We start from the raw sequence: 26569 nt of genomic DNA, 5'->3' as shown, positions 1-26569 counted from the left end.
CAAATGGTGGTATTTCCCCTAATCTTGTAGGTCCTTTCGGGACTACTTGGCAGGCTCATGGACAAGGTCATCGTCATCACCGGCGCCAGCCGGGGCATAGGCGCCGCCACCGCGCTGTTGGCGGCGCAACAGGGTTACCACATATGCATCAACTACCACGCCGATGACCAGGCCGCCGAGAAGATACTGGCGCAGGTCCGCGCGTTGGGGGCCGAGGCTATTGCCGTGCGCGCCGACGCCAGTGTCGAAGACGAAGTGGTGCGGCTGTTCCACTGTGTCGACCAGCAACTCGGGCCTGTCACCGCGCTGGTCAACAACGCCGGGACCATCGGCCAGCAGAGCCGGGTGGAGGACATGTCCGAGTTTCGTCTGCTCAAGGTGATGAAGACCAACGTGGTCGGGCCGATGCTGTGCGCCAAGCATGCCTTGCTGCGCATGGCCCGGCGCCATGGCGGGCAGGGTGGGGCGATCGTCAATGTGTCGTCGGTGGCCGCGCGCCTTGGCTCGCCCAATGAGTATGTCGACTACGCCGCGTCAAAGGGTGCGCTGGATACCTTCACCCTTGGCCTGGCCAAGGAAGTGGCGGGCGAGGGCGTGCGCGTCAACGGTGTGCGGCCTGGGTACATCCATACCGGCTTCCATGCACTGAGTGGCGATCCGGACCGGGTCGGCAAGCTTGAAGCCGGCCTGCCGATGGGGCGTGGCGGCAAGCCCGAGGAAGTGGCCGAGGCGATTATGTGGCTGCTGTCGGACAAGGCCTCCTATTCGACAGGGAGTTTCATCGACCTGGGCGGCGGGCGCTAGAACCGCTCCTCACTCCTGCAGCAGGCAATCGACCTGCTCTGCCAGTTGCTGCAAGGAAAACGGCTTGGTCAGCACGCTCATGCCTGTCTCGAGGCCGCCATCGCCCAGCGCAGCCGTTTCGTCGTAGCCCGTGACAAACAGTACTTTTAAGCCTGGGTAGCGCTGGCGCAGCAGGCCGGCCACCTGGCGGCCATTGAGGCCGCCGGGTAGGCCGACGTCAGTCACCAGCAAGTCTGGCGCCTTGCTTGCCTGCAGGCCTGCCACGGCTTCGGGGCCATCCTTGAACATACGCACCTCATGGCCCATCTCCTCGAGGACTTCGCCCATCACCTTGCGCATGGCCAGCTCATCTTCAACCACCGCGACGTTGCGCGCACTGCCCTGTGTCTGAGGTGCGACCACGCACCCTGTAGTCTTGCCTCGCAGGCACTGCGCCGCGCCGTGGTGGCGAGGCAGAAACATGGATATGCTGGTGCCTTGCCCAGGTATCGAGGCTATTTTTAGCTGGCCCCCGGACTGACGTACGAAACCGAAGATCATCGAAAGCCCAAGGCCGGTGCCCTGGCCAAGCGGCTTAGTGGTGAAGAAAGGATCCATGGCCCGTGCCAGCACGGGCTTCTCCATGCCGCGCCCATTGTCGTCGACGCTGATGCGCACGTACTGCCCGGCGCCCAGATCCAGGATGGCGGCATCCTGCTCGTCCAGTTCGACGTTGCTGCAGGCGATGCGCACCGCGCCATTGCCGCTGATGGCGTCGCGGGCATTGATGCACAGATTGAGCAGCGCGCTCTCCAACTGCGGCGGATCTATGCGCACTGTCCAAAGTTCGTCATCGTTCTGACAAGACAGGTCGATATGCGGCCCGACAGTGCGCGCAATCAGTTCGCGCATGCCCTCGACCAGTGCCGCCACAGCGGTAGGCTTGGGCTGCAGAATCTGTTGGCGGGAGAACGCCAGCAGTCGGTGAACCAGCGAGGCGGCTCGCAGCGCGGCGTCCTTGGCGTTGCCCAGCAGCAGCGGCAGGGCATCGTGACGTTGTTGTTGCACGCGCTGGTCAGCCAGTTCCAGTGCCCCAAGAATGCCGCCGAGCAGGTTGTTGAAGTCGTGCGCCACACCGCCGGTCAGCTGGCCCACGGCCTCCATTTTCTGCGCCTGGCGCAACGCTTGTTCGGCTTGCGCCAGGCGTTGTTGCTCCTGGACCCGCTCGGTAATGTCGTAGGCGAACAGGTAAGCGCCCACTGGTTGGCCATCGTTATCGTGCAAGGGCGCGAAACGCATTTCATAGTGACGGCGCGCGGCACCTTCACCGAACGCGTCGATTTCGATGAAGGTTTCTCCGGACAACGCCTTGCGCCATAGCGCCAGAGAGCGTTGGCAGTCGCTCGTTGCGGCTGAGAATTCGGCCATCAGTGGCGCACCGATTTCGGGCTCGAAAGCGAAAATCCGCTGGAATTCGACGCGAGTGGCGGCGTTGACGGCCAGCCAACGCATGTGCCTGTCCACCACTTGCACGCAGGCGACGCTGGCATCGATCAGGTCGGCGAAAATCTTGCGCTCGGCTACTGCCTGCTCGATGCGCCGTTCAAGTTGCGTATTGAGCTTGTGCAAGGCCGTTTCGGCGCGCTTGCGCGCCGTCACATCGCGAAAGATCACCGCGACTTGATGATGTTCGGCGGGCTCGACCCGAATCGCCGCCAACCCAAGGCAGCGGTCAGTGGCGTACAGATCGTGTTCGAAGTAGATGGGATCGCCGGTGCGTTCCACTTCACCGAAGCGTTCCAGCCAGATTTCGGCCTCGTCGGGGATGACTTCGCGCAAGGTGCGCCCCACTACATCGGACAAACCTGCATGGCGGCAATAGGCGGGATTGGCCATCAGGTGCAGGTAGTCGTTCCATTGGCCGTCGGCGCCGGGGATGAACTGGATGATGCAGAAACCTTCCTCCATGGCCTCGAACAGGAACCGGTAGCGTTCGGCCTCCTGCACCCGCGCCTGCAATCGCTCCAGCTCTTGTGCCATGCGCATGTTGCGCTGGCGCTCTTCGCTGAGGGCCTGCCGCAGCTCATGCACATCCTCAGGATTCTCGCTTCGCGGGCACACAGTCATCGACGGGGCTCCTTGTCATCGACAGCAATTGCTCTACCTGTTCGACCAGCGCTTCGAGCGTGAAGGGTTTGGTCAGTACTCGAGCCCCAGAAGGCATGGGCCGCTCATTCAATACGGCATTCGCATCGTAACCGGTGATGAAAAGCACAGGTACCTCAGGCAGGCGCAGGCGAAACGCCTCGGCTACCTGTCGTCCATCAAGGCCGCCGGGCAGGCCGATATCGGTGATCAACAACTCGGGCTGGCCGTTCGCCTCGAGGGCTGCAGGGCCGTTTGGGTAGCTGTCGATGCAATGGCCGAGGTCTTCGAGTACTTCAGTGATTATCGCGCGCAGTGGTTCATGGTCTTCTACCAAGGTTATGCGTCGCCCGGAGGCGGGAGTGCGGGCAGCAGGCTCGATTGCCGCCAAGGGCGGGCGTTCGCTCCCGGGTTTCCAAGGCAGGTAAAGGCGTATGCATGTCCCTTCACCAGGCGCCGAGCGGATCTGCAATTGGCCACCGGACTGGCGGACGAAGCCGTAGACCATGGACAGCCCAAGCCCGGTGTTGCGCTCTGACGGCTTGGTGGTGAAAAACGGTTCGACCGCACGTGCCGCCACCTCTGCAGACATGCCTTGGCCATTGTCCTCTACCGCCAGGCACAGATAACGACCCGCCGGCAAATTCAACGTCTGGGCAGTATCATCTGTAATCTGCACCCGGCGGCAATCGATATCGATGCGCCCGCCACTGGGCATGGCATCGCGGGCGTTGATGCACAGGTTGAGCAGCGCGCTCTCCAATTGTGGCGGGTCGACAAAGCTCAGCCCCTTGTCATGCTCGAAATGGCAGCTCACTTCAATGGCCGGGCCGACACTGCGACTGATCAACTCCTGCATGCCCTCGACCAGGGTACGGAGCCGGATCATCTGGGGCTGCAGGGTCTGTTGTCTGGAAAAAGCCAGCAGCCGCTGAACCAGCGTGGCGGCCCGATGAGCTGAACTGCAGGCGCTGTCCAGCAAGGCCGGGATATCATCATGGCGTGCTTGCTGCACACGTTGGCGCATCAGCTCCTGAGCGCCGAGTATCCCCGCCAGCAGGTTGTTGAAGTCATGGGCGATGCCACCGGTAAGCTGGCCAACTGCCTCCATCTTCTGGGCCTGGCGCAAGGCCTTTTCAGCCTCCAGCAGTTGTTGCTGCTCGTTGACCCGGCGGGTGATGTCGTAGACGAACAAATAAGCGCCGGTTATTACCCCGGCGCCGTCGCGCAGTGGCGTGAAACGCGACTCGAAATGGCCAAGGCGGCCATTTTTTTCGTAAGCGATCACTTCAGTGAAGCTTTCACCTGCCAGTGCTCTGCGCCACAGCGCCATGCAGCGGTCAAGCTCGGTGGGGAAGTCTGCCAGGCAGTCGATCAGGCTATCGCCTGCCTTGAGCGTATGGTTGAACAGATACTCGAAGTCCCTGACCGCGCGTTTGTTTACCGCGAGGAATGTCATCGAGGTGTCCACCACCTGTACCCGCGCAACGCTGTTCTCCACCAGCTCGGCAAACAAGCTGCGTTCAGCGAGGGCGGCAGCCACGCGTTGTTCGAGATGCTCGTTGAGTTGTTGCAGCGCCGTTTCGGCGCGGTAACGCTCGGTGACGTCCTTGAACAGTACCGCCACTTGCCGGCGTTCGGCCGGCTCGATGCGGAAGGTGGTCACCGACAGCACCCGCCCCGTTGCCACCAATTCCTGCTCGAACTGCAAGGGCTTCCCGGTGCGCAGCACGGGGCCATAACGGGCGATCCAGTCATCGGCTTCGTCGGGCACCATTTCCCGCAGTTTCTGCCCGGTTACGTCGGCAATGCCTGCGTGGCGGGTATAGGCCGCATTCGCCAGCACATGCACGTAGTCGCTGAGCGGACCGTGAGGCCCATCGAAGAACTCGATGACACAGAAACCTTCGTCCATCGTGTCGAAGAGAAAGCGGAACAGGTCTTGATCATCCTGTTGATGGCGGGCCCATTGTGTTTCCAACTCGGTGTTGCGCTGACGAAGGACTTCCATCTGTTGGCGAAGGGACTGCAGTTCGCGCGAGGGCATGAGGGCTTCCAGTGATAGGGGGGGCGCCGTGGCGGCTTTGCGTCAGAGTGTGTCAGGAGCTTGGCGGGTACCGCTGAGCAACTGGTCGACCCGTGCCATCAGCAACGCCAACTCAAAGGGTTTGCGCAGCAGGAGGGTGTGATCGGATTGCGTCCACCGGTCCTTATCCAACTCCCCGTCGTAGCCGATGATGAACAACACGGGCATGTGCGCGTTACCGGCACGATAAGCGTTGGCGACCTGGTAGCCATCGACGCTACCTGGCAATCCGAGATCGACTATCAACAATGCGGGGCTGGGGGCCTGGCCAAGGGCCTGTACGGCGCCAACGCCTTCGTCGAAGACGCGAACCCGATGCCCCCGTTCTTCCAATACCTCACGGATTACCATGAGCAGGGTCTGCTGGTCTTCGACCAGCAGAATGTCGAGGCCAGTATTACATGCAGACTCTATCGCTCGGTGAGGGTCCAAGTGTGCGAGCGGTAACGTGGAACTCTGTTCCCGTGGCAGGTACAGGCTGATGCGTGTGCCGCCTTGGGGAGTGCTGTGGATACTCAACTGTCCACCGGACTGGCGCATCAGTCCATATGCCATGGACAAGCCCAGGCCAGTACCCTGGCCAAGTGGCTTGGTGGTGAAGAACGGCTCGATGGCGCGGGAGGCAACCTCGGCGGGCATGCCGCAGCCCGTATCTTCCACCACGATCTGAAGGTAGTCGCCTGGAGCGAGCTGCAAGGCAGCGGCCTCGGGTGAGCCGAGTGGATTGTTCTGGCAACTGATACGCAAGGTGCCGCCTCTGGACATGGCATCCCGGGCGTTGATACACAGGTTCAACAAGGCGTTTTCCAGTTGCGGGGGATCCACACGCACTGCCCACTGCCCGGCCAGCGTCGCATCGACAAATGTGATGTTCGCATCGAGGGTGCTGTTGATCAGGTCGTGCATGCCCGCCATCAGAAGGTGCACGTCCACGGCCTGTGGCGTCAGCGTCTGCTGGCGGGCGAATGCCAGCAGGCGTTGGACCAGCGTGCTGGCACGCGTGGCGTTCTGCTGGACGATGCCGAGCATGTGCCGACAGTCGCGGCTATGACCGTGTCTGAGTCGTTTGTCGGCGATCTCGAGGGCGGCCAGGATGCCCCCCAGGAGATTGTTGAAATCGTGGGCGATGCCCCCGGTAAGTTGGCCAATAGCTTCCATTTTCTGCGATTGGCGCAAGGCTTCTTCTGTCAGTTGCAGGCGTTCCTGCTCCTTTACCCGCGATGAGATGTCATAGGCGAAGAGGTAGCCGCCCTGAATCCGTCCCTCGGCGTCGCGCAAGGGGTTGTAGCGCATATCGTAGTGTCGCTGCGCTTCAGCGGGGCCGACGGTGATGACATGAGTGAATGGCTCGCCCGCCCGCACTCTCGGCCACACCGGCTCGAGGCTTGGCAGGAGGTCAGGCGTTGCCGCCAGGATCTGCGAAATGGAATCGCCCACCTTGGGGATGAAGCCATGCAGACGCTCGAAGGTTTCGCATGCTGTCCGGTTGATGGCGATCAGGCGCTGGTTGCAGTCGGCAGCAAATACGTTGGCCAAGCTGTGGTCGACCAGCTCTCCCAGAAGCTTGTTGTTTACACGCGCTTCGTCAGCGCTCTTGCGGGCGCGGTCAAGCATGGCATTCGTGACCCGTTCGCTGGCCGGGGCGCCGGTAAACAGCACCGCCACCCGGCGGTCGGTGGCCGGGCCTAGGCGATGGGCAGCGATGGACAGCAGACGGTCGGTGGCGTTCAAGCGCTGCTCGAAGCAGGCCGGTTTGCCGGTACGCACGACTTCGGCGAAGCGTGCTACCCAGGCGTCGGCTTCGCTGGGGAGGAGTTCACGCACCGTCTGCCCCATCTGCTTGGCATGTGCGGTGTGCTGGAGGCAGGCATCGTTGCTGAGGATGTAGCGATAGTTACTCAGCGGCCCCTCTGGCCCGTCAAGCAGCTCCAGCACGCAGAAACCCTCGGCCATATGGCTGCGCAGCAATGCAAAGCAGTTTAATTCGAGCTCATTGCGCGCAACTTGCGCCTCGAGCTCGGCGATGCGTGCGCTCAAGCGTTCGATGGAGGGGGCTGGAGTATTGGCCATGGGCAGGTACCGGTCGGCTAGTGGCGAAACTATAACCGGGCCGACCTTTACCTGCCATGCATCAGAACGAACGCACGATTCGTCCCAAGGTTTCCATGGCCTGTTCCGCGCCATCGCCCCAGGGGCTGCCATAGTTCAGGCGGATACAGTTGCCGAAGCGCCGGGTGGGCGAGAAGATCGGCCCTGGCGCGATGCTGATGCCCTGGGCCAACGCCATGTGGAACAGCTTCAACGCGTCCATCTGCTCGGGCAGCTCCAGCCACAGGAAGTAGCCGCCAGAGGGCTGGCTGACCCGGGTCTGCGCCGGGAAGTGACGGGCGATGGCGGCGAGCATGTTGGCCTGTTGGCCCTCCAGCGCGTAGCGCAGCTTGCGCAGGTGGCGGTCGTAGCCGCCGTGTTGCAGGTAGTCGGCGATCGCCGCCTGGGCCGGCATCGAGGCGCACAGGGAGGTCATCAGCTTGAGCCGCTCGATTTTCTGCGCAAAGCGCCCGGCCGCCACCCACCCAATGCGATAGCCCGGGGCCAGGCTCTTGGCGAACGACCCGCAGTGCATCACCAGGCCTTCGGTATCGAAGGCCTTGGCCGGCTTTGGCGCCTGCTGCGAGTAGTACAGCTCGGCATAGACATCGTCCTCGATCAGCGGTACCTGGTGGCGTTTGAGCAATTCGACCAGTTCCTGCTTCTTGGCCTCCGGCATGCTCGCGCCCACCGGGTTCTGGAAGTTGGTCATGCACCACACGGCCTTGACCGGGTGTTTGTCGAGGGTCTGGGCCAGCACGCCGAGGTCCATGCCCTCGCGCGGGTGCACTGGGATTTCCACCGCCTTGAGCTTGAGGCGTTCGAGCACCTGTAGGCAGGCATAGAAGGCCGGTGCCTCGATGGCTACCAGGTCGCCAGGCTGGGTCACGGCCTGCAGGCACAGGTTCAACGCTTCCAGCGCGCCGTTGGTGATCAGCAGCTCTTCCATGGGCAGCATCAGCCCGCCAACCATGTAGCGCAGGGCGATCTGTCGGCGCAGTTGCGGGTTGCCCGGCGACAGGTCGGTCACCACCATGCGCGGGTCCATGGCCCGGCTGGCGCTGGCCAGCGAACGGGACAGGCGCTGCAACGGGAACAGGCTCGGGCTGGGGAAGGCCGAGCCGAACGGCACGGTGTGCGGGTCCTTGATCGAGTCGAGGATCGAGAACACCAGGCCGCTCACATCGACATCGGTGGACTCGCTGGCCGGCGCCTGGGGCTGCGGCTCGCAGAACGGCCGCGGCGCATGGGCGTTGACGAAGTATCCGGAACGCGGCCGGGCACGGATCAGTCCGCGGCGCTCCAGCAGGTAATAGGCCTGGAACACGGTGGACGGGCTGACCCCGTGGGTCTGGCTGGCGTAGCGCACCGAAGGCACCCGCTGGCCGGGGCCTAGCACCCCGGAGCGGATCAGTTCGGCAATGTCGTCGGCAAATCGTTCGTAGCGTTTCATTATGGCTTTGGCAGGCAAGGTGATGATCAGTGTAAGGGATCAGCGATTCATCGGTGCGACGAAACGGCTGCGCGCGGTGCTGCGGATCCCCGGCTGGTCGCTGTCCTGGATCTCGAAGGTCAGTTCCTGGGAGCTGCTGGTCGGGCGATCAGCCAGCATCGCCACCGACACCGGCAGCTCGCTCATCTCGCCGGAGGCCAGGGTGAACTCAGTACGGCCATGCAGCTCGAAGCCGTCGGCGTCCACCAGGCGCAGGCGATAGTGCTGCGGTTCCTGGGTCTTGTTGATGATCTTGAGCAGGTAGATGTTCTCGATCTGGCCCAGGGCGTTCTCGCGGAACAGGCCACGGTCCTTGATCACGTCCATCGACACCATCGGGCGCATCTGCAGGGCCAACACCAGGGCGCCGATCATCACCGTCAGCGCGGCGGCGTAGCCTAGCAGGCGAGGGCGCAGCCAGTGGGTCTTGCCGCCTTGCAGGTTGTGCTCGGACTTGTAGCCGATCAGGCCACGGGCATAGCCCATCTTGTCCATCACCCCGTCGCAGGCGTCGATGCAGGCGGCGCAGCCGATGCAGGCCATCTGCAGGCCTTCGCGGATGTCGATGCCGGTGGGGCATACCTGCACGCACAGGGTGCAGTCGATGCAGTCGCCCAGGCCCTGGCTGCGCGCATCGCTGCCTTTCTTGCGCGGGCCACGGGCTTCGCCGCGGCTGGGGTCGTAGGCCACCGCCAGGGTGTCCTTGTCGAACATCACGCTCTGGAACCGCGCATAGGGGCACATGTGCATGCATACCGCCTCGCGCAGCCAGCCGGCGTTGAGGTAGGTGGCGGCGGTGAAGAACAGCACCCAGAACAAGGCCACGCCACCCAGCTCGAAGGTGAACAGTTCGGCAGCCAGCGGGCGGATCGGCGTGAAGTAGCCGACAAAGGTCAGCCCGGTCAGCACGCCAATGGCCAGCCACAGGCCGTGCTTGAGAGCGCGGCGGGCGATCTTCTCCACGCCCCAGGGCGCGGCAGCCAGCTTGATGCGTTGGTTGCGGTCGCCCTCGGCGATTTTCTCGCACCACATGAACAGCCAGGTCCAGGTGCTTTGCGGGCAGCTGTAGCCGCACCACACGCGGCCGGCAAACACGGTGATGGCGAACAGGCCGAAGGCGCAGATGATCAGCAGCGCCGACAGCAGGATGAAGTCCTGCGGCCAGAAGGTCGCGCCGAAGATATGGAACTTGCTGTCGGCCAGGTCCCAGAGCACGGCCTGGCGGTCGCCCCATTGCAACCAGGCAGTGCCGAAGAACAGTACGAACAGCAAGCCGGCGAAGGCGATCCGCAGGTTGCGGTAGAAGCCAGTGAAACTGCGTGTATGGATGCCACCGGCCACCTGGCTTTTGCTCTTGTGCGTGGTGGGGGCAACCTCGATGACTCGGAAGGGGATTCTGTCGCTCATGGTTCGTCGCTCATCAGGCCTCGATCAGGCCAGGGCACTATGGCCCGCGATCTGTTTTCAGCACAGGCCCAGGTATCGCGATAAAAACCATATCAGATGGCAGGTTTATTTGTTGAGGCCTTGTATTTCGGGGTATGGCGTACTGGATGGCAGATGCCTGCGGCTATCCACCGCACCTTTGTGGATACGGCTTTGGATGTGGGCGCGAGAAGCGGCCCGCATCGCCGCAATGCGGTAAGGTGTTGCCTCTGCGCCTGCGTACCGGTCTGTCATGACTATCATGAGTATTCGATGCTGATTTCCACGCTATTCAATGGTCGCTCATTGACGCCATCCCTCCAGGCCGAACCCTGTGTGCCCTGGTGGAGCTTCACAAAGACGGTATTGGCCGCGACCGCCTTGACCTTGGTGCGCGACGGTCGACTTGCCCTGGATACCGCGCTGCCTGAAACCCCTTACACCCTGCGCCAGCTTCTGCGTCATGAGGCGGGCCTCGCAGATTATTGCGAGCTTGCCGAGTACTACGCGGCAGTTGCCAAGCATGAACCTGCGTGGCCCGTGGACGAGATGATGCAGCGCCTGGATGGCGCCCGGCTTCGCTACGCCCCCGGAGCGGGCTGGCGCTACTCGAATGTGGGTTACATGTTGGTAGCCAGGCTCATCGAGCGGGCCACGGGCTTACCGCTTGAAGAAGCGCTCAGGCAGCAGGTGTTGGCGCCGCTCGGTATCTCGGCGGTTCGCCTGGCGAGCAAACGTGCGGATCTGAATGGGGACTACCTGGGCGATTCGTTGAACTACGACCCTGGCTGGGTCTATCACGGGCTGCTGATCGGCCCTGTTTCGCAGGCTGCGCTTTTGCTGGATCGTCTGCTTGCCGGGGCACTGCTTCCGGCCGAGCTGCTGCAGGAAATGCGGGTGACAAAGGGGTTGGGTGGGCCAATGGCTGGCCGGCCGTGGATCGCGCCTGGATATGCTTTGGGGCTGATGCGAGGGGCGGTCGAGGGTGGTTTGACGCTGGCCGGGCATACCGGGTGCGGGCCCGGGAGCGTGGTGGCGGTCTATCGATGTGCGGTGGGGGAGGCCGTCGCGTGTTGCGCAGTGTTCTCGATGGAGCTGGATGAGGGAAGTGTTGAGGCGCTGGTCGTGCGGGAGATACGTAAGGTACTTGAGACGCAGTGCTGAGGCTTTCTGGGGCTTGTTTCGCCTCTGCGGGATATCACTTGTGGCCTGGATACAACATCCGTTTTGGCTCGATAGCTGAACGTTGTGGATGACCGCTATCAACCCAGAGCAGCCCTTGGACAACACCATGACGAAGCAGTAGCGTTAGCAGAAAGGTTGGCGGGTAATACTCAGGCAAGAAATGTCCTTCAATTCGCATAAGAAAAAGCTGCTCGATGAAACCGAGCCACTCTCGCACCGTGCGTCACATGCGCGCTCATGCGCCCTGCTGGTGGCTCAAAAATTAGGATTGACCCGTGATGATGTAATTGAACTGGTGGCGCGTCAAACTGGCGTCGATCTCCATAAGCCACAGTCTGTTGCCGAACTGCTGATCGCTTTAGCGGATCTGGAGAGAGTACGCCTGGGTCAATAGTGGCCATCCCACTCTGCCGCGCTGCATGCTTCGTCTGAGGCGGTCAGTCGCGAATGGCTGCTGACGACCCATAGCGGCCAACTGCGTAAGCTAAACTTCCTAGGTCAACGAGGCAGCTCACAATCCAAAGCGCCGCGTAGGGCCGCAATAACGTCGTCAACACAGGGGCCTTGAACCGGTGGCGGCACAGGGCGTTCACAAAATTCCCGCCAGACAAACAGCATCAGTTCTGCGCCATCTGTTTGCAGCAGCGCGCTGTCGATTGAGCCGAATGTTTGCAGCAGCCTGTACCTTTCGTCGAGCCAGAACAAGGCTTCCACCCAGTCATACACTGGGATGAAGTGGAAGTGAATGGAGTAACCGGCATCATGCCCAAAGCGACCGATATACAAGCGTTTGGGCCGGAGATCCGCTTCGATCGCGTGCTGAATTCGCGCCTGCAACATACCCAACTCTGCCTGCGCTTCGAGCGGCAGTGCTGCCAGGGAATTGGTCATCTGCTTGGCACTGAGCATCAGGTAGCCTGGCAACGCACTGTCCATGCGTTGATTGAGAATCCAGTACCTGGATTCATGGATGATGAAGCTAGACGGTATATCCATGGGGCGGCCTTGAGTGGATCGGTCGCAGAGTAGCATTGCAGCAGATCTATGTCCGATTTTGGCTGATTGCGGGCCGCCGCTTTGGGTTGAAAGCTGCCGGCATTGAAGGGCTGCTACCGTCCCATAGAGGCCATCCGATGTCGGCCGTTAGCGGCCCAATGCCGCATTAGAGATAACTCAATCTCGCAGGGGCTACTCGTTATCGGTGAATTTCAATCTGGAGCCCTTCATTCTCATGTGGTGCTCGAAAGTAGCTAGTGATCAGATCGAACTCCGCGTCAGTCGCCGCAAACTCATGCTCACCATGGTGATTACGAATATGCAACCTGTCTCGACAGGTGTCATCGTCCACCTCGATATAGTGGACGCAATGTGAAACCTCGGCGGCGTCAGCCAGGCCGCGCAGCCATTGTCGATCTTGAGGAGTATTGGCAGGAAAATCCAAAACGACAGTCACTCCAGCCCGAAGAACATCAATGACGAGTGGGCCCAGCACCTCCCGAATCTGGTGCGCAAAACGCACATAGTCGGTTACTGACTTGATCTGTCCAGGGTATAGCCGTGAGAGCCAATGATCCTCAGTCAGCAGAACCGTCGATCCTTCAGTTGCCAAACTTTTGGCTAGTGTTGACTTACCGGATGCAATCTTTCCTGAGATGAGATGCAGCACTGGTTTGGGCATAGAGACGTCTCCTTGTCGAACCCCGATGATGCTCATTGAAAAGCGTCGAAGCAATCACCGATCACTCAAACGTCCACTATGGGTCGATACCAGTCATCAATGAACGGCTATCGACTTACAACAGACGATCAAAGCATGCATGCGCTTGCAGTTGACCGAACCCGCCGTTGCCGTACAATCGCGCCCCCAAAAATCAGCAGGCATGGCGAGAGGGAGCTTCAATGCAACGGGTGATGATCATTGGCCAGCCAGGGTCTGGGAAAAGTACCCTGGCACGCAAGCTTGGCGAGCGCACGGGCTTGCCGGTCGTGCATATCGACACGATTCACTGGCAGCCAGGGTGGGTCGAGCGCAGCCGTGACGAGAAGACGCGTCTTTGCCATGAAGTCGAGGCCCGTGAGCGTTGGATCTTCGAAGGCGGGCACTCGACGACATGGCAAAACCGGCTGGCCCGCGCTGACACGGTGATATGGATCGATCGCTCGGCGCCGCTTCGATTCTGGCGTGTGTTCTTCAGAACGATGCTGAGCCGCGGTCGATCTCGGCCTGACTTGCCGGACGACTGTCCGGAACTGCTGGCCAACCTGCCGGAGTTTTTCAGGTTCATGTGGCGGACGAAAAACTCGTCCCGGGAGGCGATGAAGCGATTCGTGGCGACCGCCCCGTCGGGTTGTCGCGTGGTCTGCCTGCGGTCGAATCGAGATACCGAAGTTTTTCTCGCGAACCTGGGAGCATTGCCTGATCAGGTGGCGCGAGGTCATTAGAGGTTCGTTCTCGTTTGATTGTTGGCAGACGCCTGCCTTGAAGACGCATCACAACGTTTCAACCTGCCCAAGGATGGCCCATGGCGCTGACCAGCAAGATCACGATCTACAACCCTGAATGGCCGCAGCGGTACGAGGCGGACAAAGTGCTGCTCGCTTCGGCATTCGGTGATGAGCTTCTCGCCCTGCACCATGTCGGCAGCACGGCTGTCCCGCAACTTGCAGCCAAGCCAGAGATCGATGTGCTGATCGAGGTTTCAGAGCATCGCAATGAGGCAGCGCGGGACCAGGTGTTGCTGAAACTGGGGTATGTACGTGGCACTGACCTGTCGGAAGGACACCATTTCTACCGCCGCAATGTTGGCGAGGTGCGCACCCACAAGATCCATATTTGCAGGTGTGGTCACGATTCAGTCATCCAGATGCTGACGTTCAGGGATCTGCTCAGAAACGACGCCTCCCTCCGGCAGCGATATCAAGACCTCAAGCTCGAGCTGGAGGCCTCCAATACCGGCGGTATGGCTGAGTATCTGGCGAGGAAGGGGCCGTTCATCATCACCGCGCTGTGTGAGGTCGGCATCAGACCTGGTGATTATTATCTATAAGGCGACTCAGTCGCTCGTGTCCGGCTGTTTCCGAACCAAAGCAGTGTTTTCAGAGCGGGCAAATCCTTATGGTCGGGGCGGAGATCATCTTTCTGAGCGTACCTGTCAAGGAGTTAAATTTTGAGAAGCATAGGGATATTGTTGTTGCTCTATTGCGTGAATATTTTCGCCACAGAGTCATCGCTCGAGAGTTATGCCGAAGCTAATCGCTCCCGTGCGGTTGGCATCACTCAACTAGATAGCTCGACAATCCTTGCCGAGGAGACTCGGCTCGCACCGTTGGCCAGTGACCTGTTGCTCAAGGTCAAGCCGATGATCCGCGAGGGCGGCAGCGGTGCGGCGATTCAACGCTACGTATTGACGCAGTTCGAACGCTACGGCTGGCTACCAATGCTAGTGGGCTACAAAGGCTATACGGCAGCCGTGCCGGTGTCGGTGAATAGCCAAGTGGGTAACGCACCGCCTACTAATACCCCATTCCCGAACGCAGCCTTGGTTAAAGTTGAGTTGGTTGCGGCTTCGGCCCAGGCCCATGTCGCCCAGGTTTGGACATTTGCCACCGCCAACGCCACCGAACAGCAGCGACAGTTGTTGGCAACAGCCCGCAGCGCGTTGCGCAGTGGCATTGATCAGGTTCGTGGTGGCGAGCCGCTGTTCAATGTGGGCCAGGCCATTCAAGAGGTGCTTGACGCCAACCAGGCGGTTGCGATTCATGAACTCGCGGGCTACGCCATGGGGCAGTCGCGGGTACAGGAACCGCAGGTGCTGGGTTACAAGGGCTACACAAACGATAACACCCTCATGCAACCAGGGCAGGTGCTGAATGTTTATGTGATCGCGAAGGCAGGCGCATTCGGGGTGCGCTTCCAGCCGCCTGATTTTTGGACTGTCCACACACAGGATGGTGCAGACAGCGTCATGCTGTCGGCGATGGTGGAGGTTACAGTTGACGGGCACCGGCTGCTGAGCAGATTGGTGGACTAATTGCTGTTGGCCAGTCCATCACTCGGATAGGCTTTCGCTGCTTTCAGCGCCGTGCGGAAAGTTGCTGCGGCGCCAGGAATGCATCGTGGAAGTAATTGTGGAACGCGTGCATCGCCGGGCTGAATTCCCGCTCGCGATGCCAGGCCAAGCCGACGCTCATGGGGGTGACCTTGTCGGTGATGGTCACGGTTTCGATGCGTTTACCCTCCAGCGACCAGGGGCGGTGTACCAGGTCGGAGAGAATCGCCACGCCGCTGCCGTTGGCCACCATGCTGCGCACCGCTTCCACGGAGCTGGTGCGGATTCGCATGTTGGGCTGCTGTCGGGCATGTTCCCAGTAGCGCATGGCGCTTTGTTCGGCTTCGTCGACCGTAAGCAGGATGAAGGGCTCGTGTGTGACGTCGGCAAGGCTCACGGCCGAGTGTTCGCACAGCGGGTGATGGCTGGGCAGCCACAGCCGGCGCTCGGAATTGAACAGGGTTTTCGAGACGATGTCCGGGTGGGTCAGGTTCGAGGTCAGCACCACCGCCATGTCGAATTCGCCTTCCAGCAGGCCTTGCTCGATGGCCTGGCGCTCCCGTTCGTGCACTTCGATGGCCACGTCCGGGTGCCAGTGTTCCAGGCGTTGCAGATGGTGCGGCAGGAAGTAGCCGATCACCGTGTAACTGGCCGCTACCCGCAACAGGCCGCTGGCGCGAACGTCCGGCAGTGGGCTGTTAAGGGCGTCGTCGACGCTGCGCAAGATCACGTAGGCCCGATTGAGAAAGTGCCGTCCGGCATCGGTCAGGCTCATGCCCTGTGCCGAGCGCTGGAACAGCAGCGTGCCGAGCATGCCCTCCAGCTCCTTGATCGCCGTGGTTACCGCCGACTGGGAAATATTCAAATGAATCGCAGCCTGGGAGATTTGCCCGATCTCGGCCGTGGCGACGAAATAGCGAACCTGGCGCAGGGTCAGTGACATGAACACTCCGCTTGATGAGGTATCTGATTTTCAGAAGATAACCCCTCTGATAATAGATCTTCCCAAGGGGGCGGCTGGAATTTAACGTGCTCTGCATGAAGTCACAAGGGTCAGGAGCAAGTGTCATGCAGGCAGTAGATTTCAATTCGGACATGGGCGAAGGCTTCGGTCCGTGGACTATCGGCGACGGCGTCGACAACGAACTGATGGGCTTCATCAGCTCGGCCAACATCGCCACCGGTTTCCATGCCGGCGACCCCGGCACCATGCGACGCACTGTCGAGCAGGCCAAGCGCCTGGGCGTGGCCGTTGGTGCCCATCCGGGCTTTCGCGACCTGGTCGGGTTCGGCCGCCGTCACATCAATGCACCGGCCCAGGAGCTGGTGGACGACATGCTCTATCAGCTGGGCGCCCTGCGTGAACTCGCCCGGGTTCAAGGCGTGGCCCTGCAACACATCAAACCCCACGGCGCGCTGTACATGCACCTGGCCCGGGACGAAGAAGCGGCGCGTTTGCTGGTGGAAAACCTGCAGCGCCTGGAGCCCGAGCTGCTGCTGTATTGCATGCCCGACTCGGCGATCTGGCGTATCGCCACGGAGCTGGGCCAACCGGTGATCCGCGAGTTCTACGCCGACCGCGAATACGACCTCAGCGGCTCCATCGTTTTCACCCGCAACGTGCGTGCCTACGACCCCGCGCAAGTAGCTGCGCGGGTACTGCGTGCCTGCCAGGAAGGCGTGGTGCGCACGGTGGAGGGTGAAGACCTGGCGATCGAATTCGACTCCATTTGCTTGCACAGCGATACACCCGGTGCCCTGGCACTGGTCGAGGCTACCCGTAATGCGCTCGATGGCGCGGGGATCAAGGTGCGCGCACCGCGATAACGCAACCGAAGACACCTGGCACGCAGACGCCAGGACTTACTCGACACACAGATTTCTTGCCTGCCTTTCTACAAATATTCCAAGAGGAACAGACATGGCGCAGCACACAGTCATCACCCCGTTGCCGGGGACTTTCTACCGCAAGGCTACCCCGGAATCGCCGAACTACGTCGAGGCCGGTGCCCAGGTCAGCGCCGACACGGTGATTGGCCTGATCGAGGTCATGAAGCAGTTTTCCGAACTGACCGCGGGTACGGCAGGGCGTCTGGACGCGTTTCTGGTCGAAGACGGTGATCCGGTGGAGCCGGGTCAGGTCATCGCTACACTCGAAGACGCGTGAGGGCACGACCATGACTCAAGGCATTGGTAAACTGCTGATCGCCAACCGCGGCGAGATTGCCGTGCGGATCATCCGCGCCGCGCAAGCGCTGGGGATTCCAACCGTGGCGGCGTGCAGCGAAGCAGACGTCGATTCCCAGGCCGCACGCATGGCCGACGAAGTGCACATCCTCGGCCCGGCTCGCGCCGACAAGAGCTACCTCAATGTCGAAGCGCTGCTCGGTGCCCTGAAGGCCACCGGCGCCAACGCGGTGCACCCCGGTTACGGCTTTCTCTCGGAGAACGCCGAATTTGCCGAAGCGGTGCAAGCCGCCGGGGCGATTTTCGTAGGCCCAAGCCCCGAGACCATCCGGCGCATGGGCGACAAGGCCGAAGCCCGGCGCACTGCGCAAGCCGCGGGTGTGCCGGTGGTGCCCGGCTCCCCGGATGAACTGTTCGATGTGGAGTCGGCGCTCAAAGCCGCCGAATCCGTCGGTTTCCCGCTGCTGATCAAGGCCTCGGCCGGTGGCGGAGGGCGTGGGATTCGCCTGGCGGAAAACCCGCAGCAACTGAGCGAAGAATTCCCCCGTTCCCAGCGCGAAGCCCAGGCCGCCTTCGGCAACGGCGCGGTGTATCTGGAGCGCTTCATCGGCAAGGCCCGGCACATCGAAGTGCAGGTGCTGGGCGACGGCAAGCATGCGGTGCATCTGTTCGAACGCGAGTGTTCGCTGCAACGCCGCCGGCAGAAGATCTTCGAAGAAGCGCCGTCGCCGGTGCTCAATGCGCAGCAGCGCGAGACCCTCTGCGCGAGTGCCGTGCGCCTGACCGAGGCACTGGGCTATCAGGGCGCGGGCACCCTTGAGTATCTGTACGACGACGCCACCGGCGAGTTTTTCTTCATCGAGATGAACACGCGGATCCAGGTGGAACACCCGGTCAGCGAGCTGATCACCGGCATCGATCTGGTTCAGGCCATGTTGCGCATCGCCGGCGGCGAACCGCTGGGCCTCAAGCAAAGCGATATCCGGCTCAACGGCGCGGCCCTGCAAATGCGCCTGAACGCCGAAGACCCGGCGCGGGATTTCTTCCCAAGCCCGGGTCTTGTGCAAGCGCTGAACTGGCCGGAAGGCGAGGGCGTGCGCGTCGACAGCCATCTGTATGAAGGCTACCGGGTACCGCCATACTATGACTCGCTGCTGGCCAAGCTGATCGTCCATGGCAGCGATCGCGCCGAGGCCCTGGCCCGCGCGCGACTGGCCGTGGAGCAGACTACGCTCACGGGCATGGCCAGCACCTTGTCTCTGCACGGCGAGTTGCTGGAGCAACCCTGGCTGCACACCGCCGACTTCCACACCGGCACTTTGGAAACCTGGCTGGCCGAGCGCCGCAGCGGAGGTGCAGCATGAACAGTCCGATTCGCTACAGCTTTGGCGCCGACGAACACCTGTTTGCCGAAGTCAGCGACAGCATGTCCCTTGAAGCCTTCTTCAAGGGCATGGCGGTAACCCGTGCGGTGGAGCGCTTGGCCCTCGATGGCGTGCTCGACGTGTGCCTGGCCAACGCTTCGTTCCAGATCCGTTTCGACCCGGACCGCATCGCCCCGGCCGATCTGCTCGAGGCGGTGAAGGGCGCCGAAGCCGAGGCCGTGGCCGAGCGCACCCTGCACACTCGGATCATCGAGATCCCGGTGCTCTACAACGATCCGTGGACCCACGAAACCCTGATGCGCTTTCGCGACCGCCACCAGGACCCGAATGCCACGGACCTGGAGTACGCCGCGCGTATCAACGGCTTGCCCGACGTCGAGGCGTTCATCGCCGCCCACAGTGGCGCGCCGTGGTTCGTTTCGATGGTGGGCTTCGTCGCGGGCCTGCCGTTCATGTTCCAGATGGTCGAGCGCGAACGGCAGTTGCAGGTGCCCAAGTACCTGCGCCCCCGCACCGACACACCGAAACTGACCCTGGGCCATGGCGGCTGCTTCGGTTGCATCTACTCGGTACGTGGCGCTGGTGGCTACCAGATGTTTGGCGTCACTCCGGCACCGATCTACGACCCGCAGCAGAACCTGGCGTACCTGAAGGAACACATGGTGTTCTTCCGTCCCGGCGACATCGTGCAGTTCAAGTCGATGGACCGCGATGCCTATGACCACGCCGTGGCCGAGGTCGAAGCCGGGCGCTTCGACCTGCGCATCCGTCCAGTAGAGTTCTCTCTCGATGCGTTTCTCGCCGACCCGATCGGCTATCCCAAGTCGCTGCAGGAGGTGCTGGCATGATCAAGGTACTCAAACCCGGTCTGGCCACCTCGGTGCAGGACCTCGGCCGCGAGGGCTACTACCACCTGGGTATCCCGCCTTCCGGGGCGCTGGACCAGTACGCCCTGAGCGCGGCCAACCAGTTGGTGGGCAACCCGGCCAATTCGGCGGCGCTGGAGTGCACCTTGCTGGGGCCGGAGCTGGAGTTTCAGCAGGACGCCCTGGTGGCGGTCTGTGGTGCGCAGATGACGCCGAAAGTCGATGGCGTGGACATGCACTTGGACACAGCGTTCGAAGTGAAGGCCGGACAAGTGCTGCGTTTCGATTTTCCCAAGGCTGGCGCGCGGGCTTATCTGGCGGTGGCCGGCGGTATCGATGTACCGGTGGTGCTCGGCAGTCGCTCCACCTACACATTGGGGGCGTTGGGTGGTTTTCAGGGGCGCAGGCTGGTGATGGGTGATGAACTGCCGATCGGCATTGCCAGCGGCAAGGGGTGTGTCGGGGCAAGCCTGCCCATGGCGTTGCGACAGTCGCTGGGAGGGGAGATCACCCTGCGGGTGGTGCCAGGGCTGTACTACGACCGTCTGACCCTGGCGGCGGCGGACAGCTTTTTTGCCGAAGCCTGGACCGTCGGCTCGGAGGCAGATCGCATCGGCTATCGCTTCAAGGGTGGCAGCCCGCTGAGCTTCCAGCCTCGCGAGCAGCCGTTCGGCGCCGGCTCCGATCCTTCGAACATCGTCGACAGCTGCTACCCGATCGGCTCTATCCAGGTGCCTGCAGGGCTCGAGCCCATCATTCTGCACCGCGATGCAGTGTCCGGTGGCGGCTACGCGATGATCGGCACGGTGATCAGCGCCGACCTCGATCTGGTCGGCCAGATGCAACCCAACCAGAAGGCCCGCTTCGTCGCGGTGACTCTGGAAGAGGCGCTGCAAGCCCGACGTTCCTACAAGAAAAAACTCAGCTATCTGAGCAAGCTGTTCCCTTCCTGATCTGCCCGCCGTACTGCGCGGGTAAAGCCAAAAAAGGCTAGCCAACGCCGCCCCTCGGTGCGGGGGCGGCTGCCCGCGCTTCAACCTCTGACTGGCTCTGGAGTTCACGCATATGGCTGCTTTATCGCAATCGAGTCAAACCGGAAAGGACCCGGCCAATCACCCCGTTCCGACCGACGCGCGCATGGGGCGACTGTCGCTGACCATGGCCTGGTGGGCGGTGTGCAGTGCGATGTTCTATATCGTGGTCGGCGCTTCCCTGGCGCTGTCCTACGGCGCGCGCAATGCGTTGATCGGCATGCTGTTGTCGGTGATCAGCTATGGCCTGGTCAACAGCGTGCTCAGTCGCTTCGCGATGCGCAGCGGTTTGTCGGTGGCGCTGTTTTCGCGGCTGCTGTTCGGTAGCACCGGTGCGTGCCTGGCGACGCTGATCTTCTTTTCCACGGCCATTTACTACGCGGTTTTCGAGGGTTCGGTGATCGCCGTGGCGCTCAATCACCTGTATCCACAGTTGGCGTATCCGCTGGCTGCATTGCTGGTGGTGCTGTACAGCGTGCCGATGGTGCTGGGCAGCGTTCAGCATTGGCTGGACAAGCTCAACGGTGTACTGCTGCCGGTGTACCTCGGCGGTCTGCTGGCGGCGGTGGGGTTGTCGATCAGTCGTTATGGCTACCAGCCGCAATGGCTGGACTTTGGCCCGGCGATTCCCGCTGCATTGGGCTGGTGGGACTGTTTCGTGGCATACATGGGGGTCTGGATCCTGATGCTGTTCACCTTCGATTACGCGCGTTTCGGCAAACCTGAGGACGCCGAGTACCATGGTCGCTGGAACTTCGGCATGCCGTTCTACATGGTGACTTTCCTGCTCAATGGCGCGGCGGGCATCTATCTGGTCAGCAGCATTCCCCACGAAGGCGCGCTGAACGAAGTGTCGGTGGTCATGGCGATCCTGCAGTTGATGGGGCTGTGGGGGCTGTTGTTCGTCTGGGCCACGCAAACCCGGATCAACACGGCCAATTACTACCTGGCGACCTTGAACATGCAGGCGTTCTTTTCCCGTTTCGGCCTGTGTGGTTCGTACCTGCTGTGGGCGCTGGCGGTTGGGCTGATCGTGTATGGCCTGATGCTCGCGGATGTATTCGCATACTTGCTCAAGGCGTTGGCCTACCAAGGCATCTTTGTAGTGGCTTGGGTCGGCGTGGCATTAGCGCAGATTCTTTTGGGTCGTCTTGACGTGGTTGCGCTCGGCGGGGAGCGCGCATGGAATGCTGTCGGCTTGACGGCCTGGTTTGGCGCCACCGCTTCGGGGCTGGCCTTGATGTTTGCCGGTGGTGGGCTGGGCAGCTTTTCTGCACCATCGACTGTAATGATTGCGTTCGCCTTGCAAGCAGGTTTGTCCAGACGAAGCCGGGTACTATCGCAGTCGATTCAGTAAGTTTTAGCCGTTACACCTCCGGGGGGGGGGGGACGGAAAGTCGCCGAGCGGCGGTCAGGCAATTCGAAAGCAGGCGAGGAGCGGACGCAGTCGTGAAAAAACTAGCGACTGGCAGTCGAGCTTTCTAACCAGGCAGCACGAGTCATCTCCCATACTTCGACCTCCATCCGTCCAGATACGAAATCTCCTGGCCGCACGTCTACCAAGCGCATACCCTCATGTTCCGAGACCCTGCGAGATGCGTCGTTGGCAACCGCTTTGGGAACCTGCATGACCGGACGCGACAGTGTCTCGAACCAATAGGCATTGATGATCCGGCATGCCTCGCGCATGTAGCCCTTTCCCCACCACTGTGGGGCGAGCCAGAAGCCTCTGTTGTTTCCAGGCTGATCATACAAACTGATGCTACCCAGGGTGCAGCTGGCATCGTCGCGCATGCGGATCATCCAGTGCCATTCACGACCTGCTGCCATGGCAGGCAGGGCGATATCTCGGACATAGACCAGCGCCCCGTCTTCTGGATACGGCCATGGGACACGACGATCGAGGTAGCGAACCACCTCCCAGCAGGGGAACAGCTCCTGGATGATGGGCGAATCCTCTAACTGGAGGGGGGTGAGAACCAGCCGATCAGTGATAAGCGTCGGAAGACAGTCCATGACATTCGTTCCTGGGCATCCGTGTGAGACGTTGATTATCTGTACCGGGCTGGTTTGTGTCGACCGCTTCTGGCTGTTTCTGACCTCCGCCAAGGGCAGGTATGGGGCGAGAGCAGTTATCCGCGTTTGGCTGCTTTCGACCCAAAGCAGCCCTTCAAAAAGATCAGCTAACGGCTAATAGCAGTCATCTAGTGTCTAGCAAGGTGGGGCGAGTTAAACAATCTTAATGGCTGAAACATCGTTCATAACGCTAGCCTTTTGCTGGCTGATCTCCAGTAAGAGACCTTCATGTCGCGCTCCTTTGGACTCGCTCAACTAACATGTGATACTAGTGAACCTCTTGACTGGAGTCGCTCATGACACTCGTAGTAGCTTGGACTAGAAAGACCCACACTGGTCGTGAACTTTGGATGCTGTCTGACAGCAGGCTTAGTGGTGGAAGAATTTGGGACTATGGCCCCAAGATATTTGGTGTTGGTCGAAGTGACGCTATTATTGCGTTCGCTGGAGACACCTCTTGGACATACCCATTAATTGCCCAAATCTCCTCATATGTAGAGTCATTCGTTAACTTGCGGGATCGAGTCGTCGACGTAGCGGACTTATGCGATCAGATCCTCCAGATGCTGAATGACTCGCTCTCCTTCGTGACAGATACCGCCCATCCTTCCATGGCGGTCCCGGAGTGCTCGTTTGTCTTTGCAGGCTATTCAGCGCGCAGGAAGGACTTCTTTGTCCGACGGATTGAATTCCAGCCAAAAATTAATAAATTTGTACCGACTCATCCCAAGTCTTACGGAGGAGAGTTGGTAGCATACGTAGGCGACGAGGAACCTGTTAAAGCGATCGTCCGACGGATGTCCGATATTCTCAAGCTAAGTAAAGTAAGGCGCCGAAAACTCGACATGGTGCCGGCAGAGGCGTTTTTCGAAGTGCTCTCATCCGAGAATTTTAGAGATATTGGCGGAGCGCCTCAAGTGGCCAAGGTCTATGAGCACATGAATATTCGGCACTTTGGCGTCTACTGGCCCCCGACCGTTCCCAATGAAGAGCAGCACATCTTTCTGCGAGGTCGCCGGCTTAAGCCGCATGAGGTGCTTGATCATCCATGGGTCTACGACCCAGTTTTGACCAAACTCTGGTGGCACGACTTCTCTCCGGATCAACTTCGCGAATCTGCAATCGCAAAAACGACCGCTCTTGTAACAGACGAGGCGACATTTTAGGTGACGATGTTGATGGCGTCCGTTTGTGTACCGATCAGCCCCGTTACGCAGTTCGCTGTCGACTATTTATGGCCGTTAGTCGACATAGGCCAACGACCGCTATGGGTGGAAAGCTGCCGCTCATGGAATGCAGATGTCGGCCAAAATGGGCGTTGAGCAAGGGAGTAGATAGGTCATTATTTTTTTCTTGCAGCACGCTAGGAGTCGAATCAGTATGGCTCTAGGGTTCAACAACATCGAGCATAAAGACTTATGGATGAAAAACTAAGAAAGCAAGCCGCAGCTTCCTTGTTGAAGGACATGGAAGTCACCGCAGCCCGTATGCGCGAGCTGATTGTCAGCATGCCACCGCATGATTTGCTTGGATATATTTATGCCCAGCACATTATGAAAGCGATGGCAGATCAAAGAAACACTAAGGGGCAGCAAGAGGCGGACCATCCGGATGATCTGGTCGCCGAGAATCAGTTTTTGCTGGAGTATGTACACGCAGTTCTCGCGTCAGATGTTGCCCCTGCGGTCGTAAAATTTGATGAAAGCCAGTGCGCCGAGCTGTTTGAGCTTGGCCGCAAACTGCGAGGACAGGCAATGTTTTTTGCTATGGCCAGCTCCGCAGGTACAAAAGACGGGGTTTTCGGTCCGGACACGTCCGACATTGAATTCCACGCGAAATCCACATGGGTCATGCTACGTGGGAACCGCTACCAAGTCTTGGAAGGTGAGTTCTATCATTACGTTCTGGCGCCTCACGAAGATGTCCTGAAGGAAGTGTACGGTGTCAGTGCTTCTGATATCGCGGAGGGCTTCCAGGCCATGTCAGATTCCACGCGTTCCGGGCATGCTAACGCAATCACGGTGATGATGGATCAGTTTGAAGCTGCAAAAGCCTTCGCTATTAAACAAGGCAAGCCTCTGGAACACGTCATGGAGGCATGGGCTGCAGCGAATATGGAACGAACGAAAGTCGCCGAACAGGCAATAGATGACGTCTTACGAGGCGGTATAGCTAACGTGAGTCTTCACACAAAGCTACCAGCTGCGCTGTTAGCGGACCTTTCATACCGACGCGGAGAAGAAACCGAATTTTTCGCTGCGGGTGATTTCGCTGGGACACCCTACCGGACCCTACCTGTCCGAAAGAAACCACTAATTCAGCTTGAATCTGATTACTACGCCGTCGACCCATGCTTCATCCGCGATTCTGGATATCGTGCACTTCTCCACAATCTTCTACAGCGAAAGCCGGACTATAAAAAGACGTTTGAAAATCGGCAGAAAGTGATGAGCGAAGCTGCTTTCGCCGATATCCTTGCCGCTCAGCTCCCCAGCGCCAGAATTTTCCAGGAGGTCTACTACAAAAATCCTGCCAGTAATAAGTGGTCCGAAAACGACACGCTTATACTGGTCGACGACGTGTTATTCCTAGTTGAAGCCAAGGCCGGCGCGGCTGCAACCATCGCATCCCCTGCGCTTGATTTCGGCCGCCACGCCCAGTCCGTACAGGATTTGGTGCTCAAGGCCTACAAACAATGCGAGCGTTTCTTTAATTATCTTAATTCTGCGGATGAAGTACCACTCTACCACCAGGTGGACGGCAAATACGAAGAGTGCGGCCGTGTCCGCCGCTCAGACTACAGAGTGATGGTGCCGATTGGGCTGACGGTCGAATCCTTTTCTCCTTTCTCCGCGTACTGCAAGAAGCTGCCGCAAATTGAGCCGCTACTTGGGAAGCACGCCTTCGTATCAATGTCCATCGACGATCTGTTCGTGCTCAAGCGCTTCTTGCCCACACCCGGCGAGTTCGCCCACTACATGGAGGTAAGGCAAGCAGCGGCAGGGATCCGCCAAGCTCATCTTTTTGATGAGTTCGACCACCTCGGTGCGTACTTGAAGAAAAACCGTTTCGATCAGACTATTATCGACCAGTTGAAGGGGGGCAAGGTCGATATGCTCATCTGGAACGGCATGAGCGACCTCATCGACAAGAGCTTCGAGGATGTAGATTGGCAGCGTAGGCCATTTCCGACGCAGGACTTTCCAGAGGAAGTGCTGAAGCTGCTTAGAGCGCTTGACGCTACTCGCGACTCTGGATGGCTTACAGCCGAAAGCCATATCCGTAACCTAGGAGATGAGGGCCGGATTAATCTGAATAGAATGTTGTCTGACCTTCGCAAAACGCTGGACAGGCATCCTGCGCGTTACTTTCTTTTGGGCGGGGAAGACGACCCGCTATTTACTTGGCTTCAGCGCGATGGCCAAAGAATTGATTGGTCCAAGGTAAATGACAAGGCCAGCGCAGCTGCATTGGCCGTCAAGGCCTCAAGTATCACTTGTATCGTGGCAGAGGTTAATCCCGATGGAACCTACCACAGGGCGCAACTTTTCCCGGTCCATGTACCGACAGCGCGGACGGAAGAAAACTCCCATATTTATGAAGACGCCACGCGTATGGCTCAACCGGGACGGACGGTGAATTTCAAACTTTCGAAAAAGATCGTTCCTCCCTTAAAAATGGAAAAGACCGGACGGAATGAGCTCTGTCCGTGTGGTAGTGGAAAAAAATTCAAGAAGTGCCATGGCGGTTAGAGTTTTTCCAGAATGTTGA

At 60.1% G+C, this 26569-nt stretch carries 23 protein-coding genes; 14 read left to right on the top strand and 9 right to left on the bottom strand.

Features of this window, described 5'->3' with window-relative positions; translation table 11 throughout:
- Positions 1 to 57: 57 nt before the first annotated feature.
- Complete coding sequence (locus LU688_RS16080; protein ID WP_023629480.1) at positions 58 to 804, top strand: SDR family oxidoreductase; 747 nt, start codon at positions 58 to 60, stop codon at positions 802 to 804.
- Between the two features lie 9 nt (positions 805 to 813).
- Here the strand turns inward: LU688_RS16080 and LU688_RS16075 are convergent, their stop codons facing one another.
- The 5 genes from LU688_RS16075 to ccoG all read right to left on the bottom strand — a co-directional run bounded on the left by LU688_RS16075 (position 814) and on the right by ccoG (position 10001).
- Entirely contained in the window at positions 814 to 2910 is a 2097-nt protein-coding gene (locus tag LU688_RS16075) for a hybrid sensor histidine kinase/response regulator (protein WP_094011977.1), read from the bottom strand.
- Positions 2879 to 4975 (bottom strand): hybrid sensor histidine kinase/response regulator, encoded by a 2097-nt coding sequence (locus tag LU688_RS16070; protein WP_052062212.1) that lies wholly within the window; start codon positions 4973 to 4975, stop codon positions 2879 to 2881. Before LU688_RS16070 ends, LU688_RS16075 begins: the two co-directional genes overlap by 32 nt.
- 42 nt (positions 4976 to 5017) lie before the next feature.
- Positions 5018 to 7084, bottom strand: a complete 2067-nt coding sequence (locus LU688_RS16065; protein ID WP_094011978.1) for an ATP-binding protein — start codon at positions 7082 to 7084, stop codon at positions 5018 to 5020.
- A 61-nt stretch (positions 7085 to 7145) separates the two neighbouring features.
- Complete coding sequence (mapR, locus tag LU688_RS16060; protein ID WP_038706298.1) at positions 7146 to 8555, bottom strand: GntR family transcriptional regulator MpaR; 1410 nt, start codon at positions 8553 to 8555, stop codon at positions 7146 to 7148.
- 39 nt (positions 8556 to 8594) lie between these two features.
- Positions 8595 to 10001, bottom strand: coding sequence for a cytochrome c oxidase accessory protein CcoG (gene ccoG / locus LU688_RS16055; RefSeq protein WP_232888198.1), 1407 nt, complete (start codon positions 9999 to 10001; stop codon positions 8595 to 8597).
- A 291-nt stretch (positions 10002 to 10292) separates the two neighbouring features.
- Between ccoG and LU688_RS16050 the strand changes: the two genes are divergently transcribed.
- Both LU688_RS16050 and LU688_RS16045 read left to right on the top strand, forming a co-directional pair.
- A complete protein-coding gene (locus LU688_RS16050) occupies positions 10293 to 11183 on the top strand; it encodes a serine hydrolase domain-containing protein (RefSeq protein WP_232888199.1) in 891 nt (296 codons plus the stop codon).
- 181 nt (positions 11184 to 11364) lie between these two features.
- Positions 11365 to 11598, top strand: a complete 234-nt coding sequence (locus LU688_RS16045) for a hypothetical protein (RefSeq protein WP_158659607.1) — start codon at positions 11365 to 11367, stop codon at positions 11596 to 11598.
- A gap of 104 nt (positions 11599 to 11702) precedes the next feature.
- Here the strand turns inward: LU688_RS16045 and LU688_RS16040 are convergent, their stop codons facing one another.
- The gene (locus LU688_RS16040; RefSeq protein ID WP_104445349.1) at positions 11703 to 12200 is read right to left on the bottom strand and encodes an HIT family protein; all 498 of its coding nucleotides are present in this window, start codon (positions 12198 to 12200) and stop codon (positions 11703 to 11705) included.
- Positions 12201 to 12399: 199 nt separating this feature from the next.
- Positions 12400 to 12882: a P-loop nucleotide/nucleoside kinase family protein gene (locus LU688_RS16035; protein ID WP_082120399.1), complete on the bottom strand. Its 483-nt coding sequence runs from the start codon at positions 12880 to 12882 to the stop codon at positions 12400 to 12402.
- 221 nt (positions 12883 to 13103) lie between these two features.
- On the opposite strand from LU688_RS16035, the gene LU688_RS16030 reads away from it, so the two are divergent.
- The 3 genes from LU688_RS16030 to LU688_RS16020 all read left to right on the top strand — a co-directional run bounded on the left by LU688_RS16030 (position 13104) and on the right by LU688_RS16020 (position 15235).
- Entirely contained in the window at positions 13104 to 13646 is a 543-nt protein-coding gene (locus tag LU688_RS16030; RefSeq protein ID WP_110605286.1) for an AAA family ATPase, read from the top strand.
- Between the two features lie 80 nt (positions 13647 to 13726).
- Positions 13727 to 14251 carry a GrpB family protein gene (locus tag LU688_RS16025; protein WP_104445233.1) on the top strand — a complete coding sequence of 175 codons (525 nt, stop codon included), beginning with the start codon at positions 13727 to 13729 and terminating at the stop codon, positions 14249 to 14251.
- Positions 14252 to 14407: 156 nt separating this feature from the next.
- Entirely contained in the window at positions 14408 to 15235 is an 828-nt protein-coding gene (locus LU688_RS16020; RefSeq protein ID WP_104445350.1) for a M24 family metallopeptidase, read from the top strand.
- Positions 15236 to 15278: 43 nt separating this feature from the next.
- Here LU688_RS16020 and LU688_RS16015 read toward each other — a convergent pair whose 3' ends face one another.
- Complete coding sequence (locus LU688_RS16015; RefSeq protein WP_232888201.1) at positions 15279 to 16196, bottom strand: LysR family transcriptional regulator; 918 nt, start codon at positions 16194 to 16196, stop codon at positions 15279 to 15281.
- Between the two features lie 125 nt (positions 16197 to 16321).
- Here LU688_RS16015 and LU688_RS16010 point away from each other — a divergent pair, with 125 nt between their 5' ends.
- The 6 genes from LU688_RS16010 to LU688_RS15985 all read left to right on the top strand — a co-directional run bounded on the left by LU688_RS16010 (position 16322) and on the right by LU688_RS15985 (position 22079).
- A complete protein-coding gene (locus LU688_RS16010; protein ID WP_232888202.1) occupies positions 16322 to 17080 on the top strand; it encodes a 5-oxoprolinase subunit PxpA in 759 nt (252 codons plus the stop codon).
- Between the two features lie 94 nt (positions 17081 to 17174).
- Positions 17175 to 17420 (top strand): acetyl-CoA carboxylase, encoded by a 246-nt coding sequence (locus tag LU688_RS16005; RefSeq protein WP_232888203.1) that lies wholly within the window; start codon positions 17175 to 17177, stop codon positions 17418 to 17420.
- 10 nt (positions 17421 to 17430) lie between these two features.
- Positions 17431 to 18804 (top strand): acetyl-CoA carboxylase biotin carboxylase subunit, encoded by a 1374-nt coding sequence (locus LU688_RS16000; RefSeq protein WP_094011986.1) that lies wholly within the window; start codon positions 17431 to 17433, stop codon positions 18802 to 18804.
- Positions 18801 to 19673 (top strand): 5-oxoprolinase subunit B family protein, encoded by an 873-nt coding sequence (locus LU688_RS15995; protein WP_023630257.1) that lies wholly within the window; start codon positions 18801 to 18803, stop codon positions 19671 to 19673. Before LU688_RS16000 ends, LU688_RS15995 begins: the two co-directional genes overlap by 4 nt.
- Positions 19670 to 20644 carry a 5-oxoprolinase subunit C family protein gene (locus LU688_RS15990; protein WP_038706294.1) on the top strand — a complete coding sequence of 325 codons (975 nt, stop codon included), beginning with the start codon at positions 19670 to 19672 and terminating at the stop codon, positions 20642 to 20644. Before LU688_RS15995 ends, LU688_RS15990 begins: the two co-directional genes overlap by 4 nt.
- A gap of 184 nt (positions 20645 to 20828) precedes the next feature.
- Positions 20829 to 22079 carry a purine-cytosine permease family protein gene (locus tag LU688_RS15985; protein ID WP_232888204.1) on the top strand — a complete coding sequence of 417 codons (1251 nt, stop codon included), beginning with the start codon at positions 20829 to 20831 and terminating at the stop codon, positions 22077 to 22079.
- A 101-nt stretch (positions 22080 to 22180) separates the two neighbouring features.
- Here the strand turns inward: LU688_RS15985 and LU688_RS15980 are convergent, their stop codons facing one another.
- Positions 22181 to 22738: a GNAT family N-acetyltransferase gene (locus LU688_RS15980; RefSeq protein ID WP_160290556.1), complete on the bottom strand. Its 558-nt coding sequence runs from the start codon at positions 22736 to 22738 to the stop codon at positions 22181 to 22183.
- 356 nt (positions 22739 to 23094) lie between these two features.
- Between LU688_RS15980 and LU688_RS15975 the strand changes: the two genes are divergently transcribed.
- Entirely contained in the window at positions 23095 to 23964 is an 870-nt protein-coding gene (locus tag LU688_RS15975) for a hypothetical protein (RefSeq protein WP_160290555.1), read from the top strand.
- A gap of 252 nt (positions 23965 to 24216) precedes the next feature.
- On the top strand, positions 24217 to 26550 hold the full coding sequence (locus LU688_RS15970) for a YecA family protein (protein ID WP_160290554.1): 2334 nt from the start codon (positions 24217 to 24219) through the stop codon (positions 26548 to 26550).
- Positions 26551 to 26569: the final 19 nt, after the last annotated feature.

This window comes from Pseudomonas soli, from assembly GCF_021283165.2.
Taxonomy (GTDB): Bacteria; Pseudomonadota; Gammaproteobacteria; order Pseudomonadales; family Pseudomonadaceae; genus Aquipseudomonas; species Aquipseudomonas soli.
Note: the sequence above shows the minus strand (reverse complement) of the source record. Positions and strands in the feature narration are given on the sequence as shown.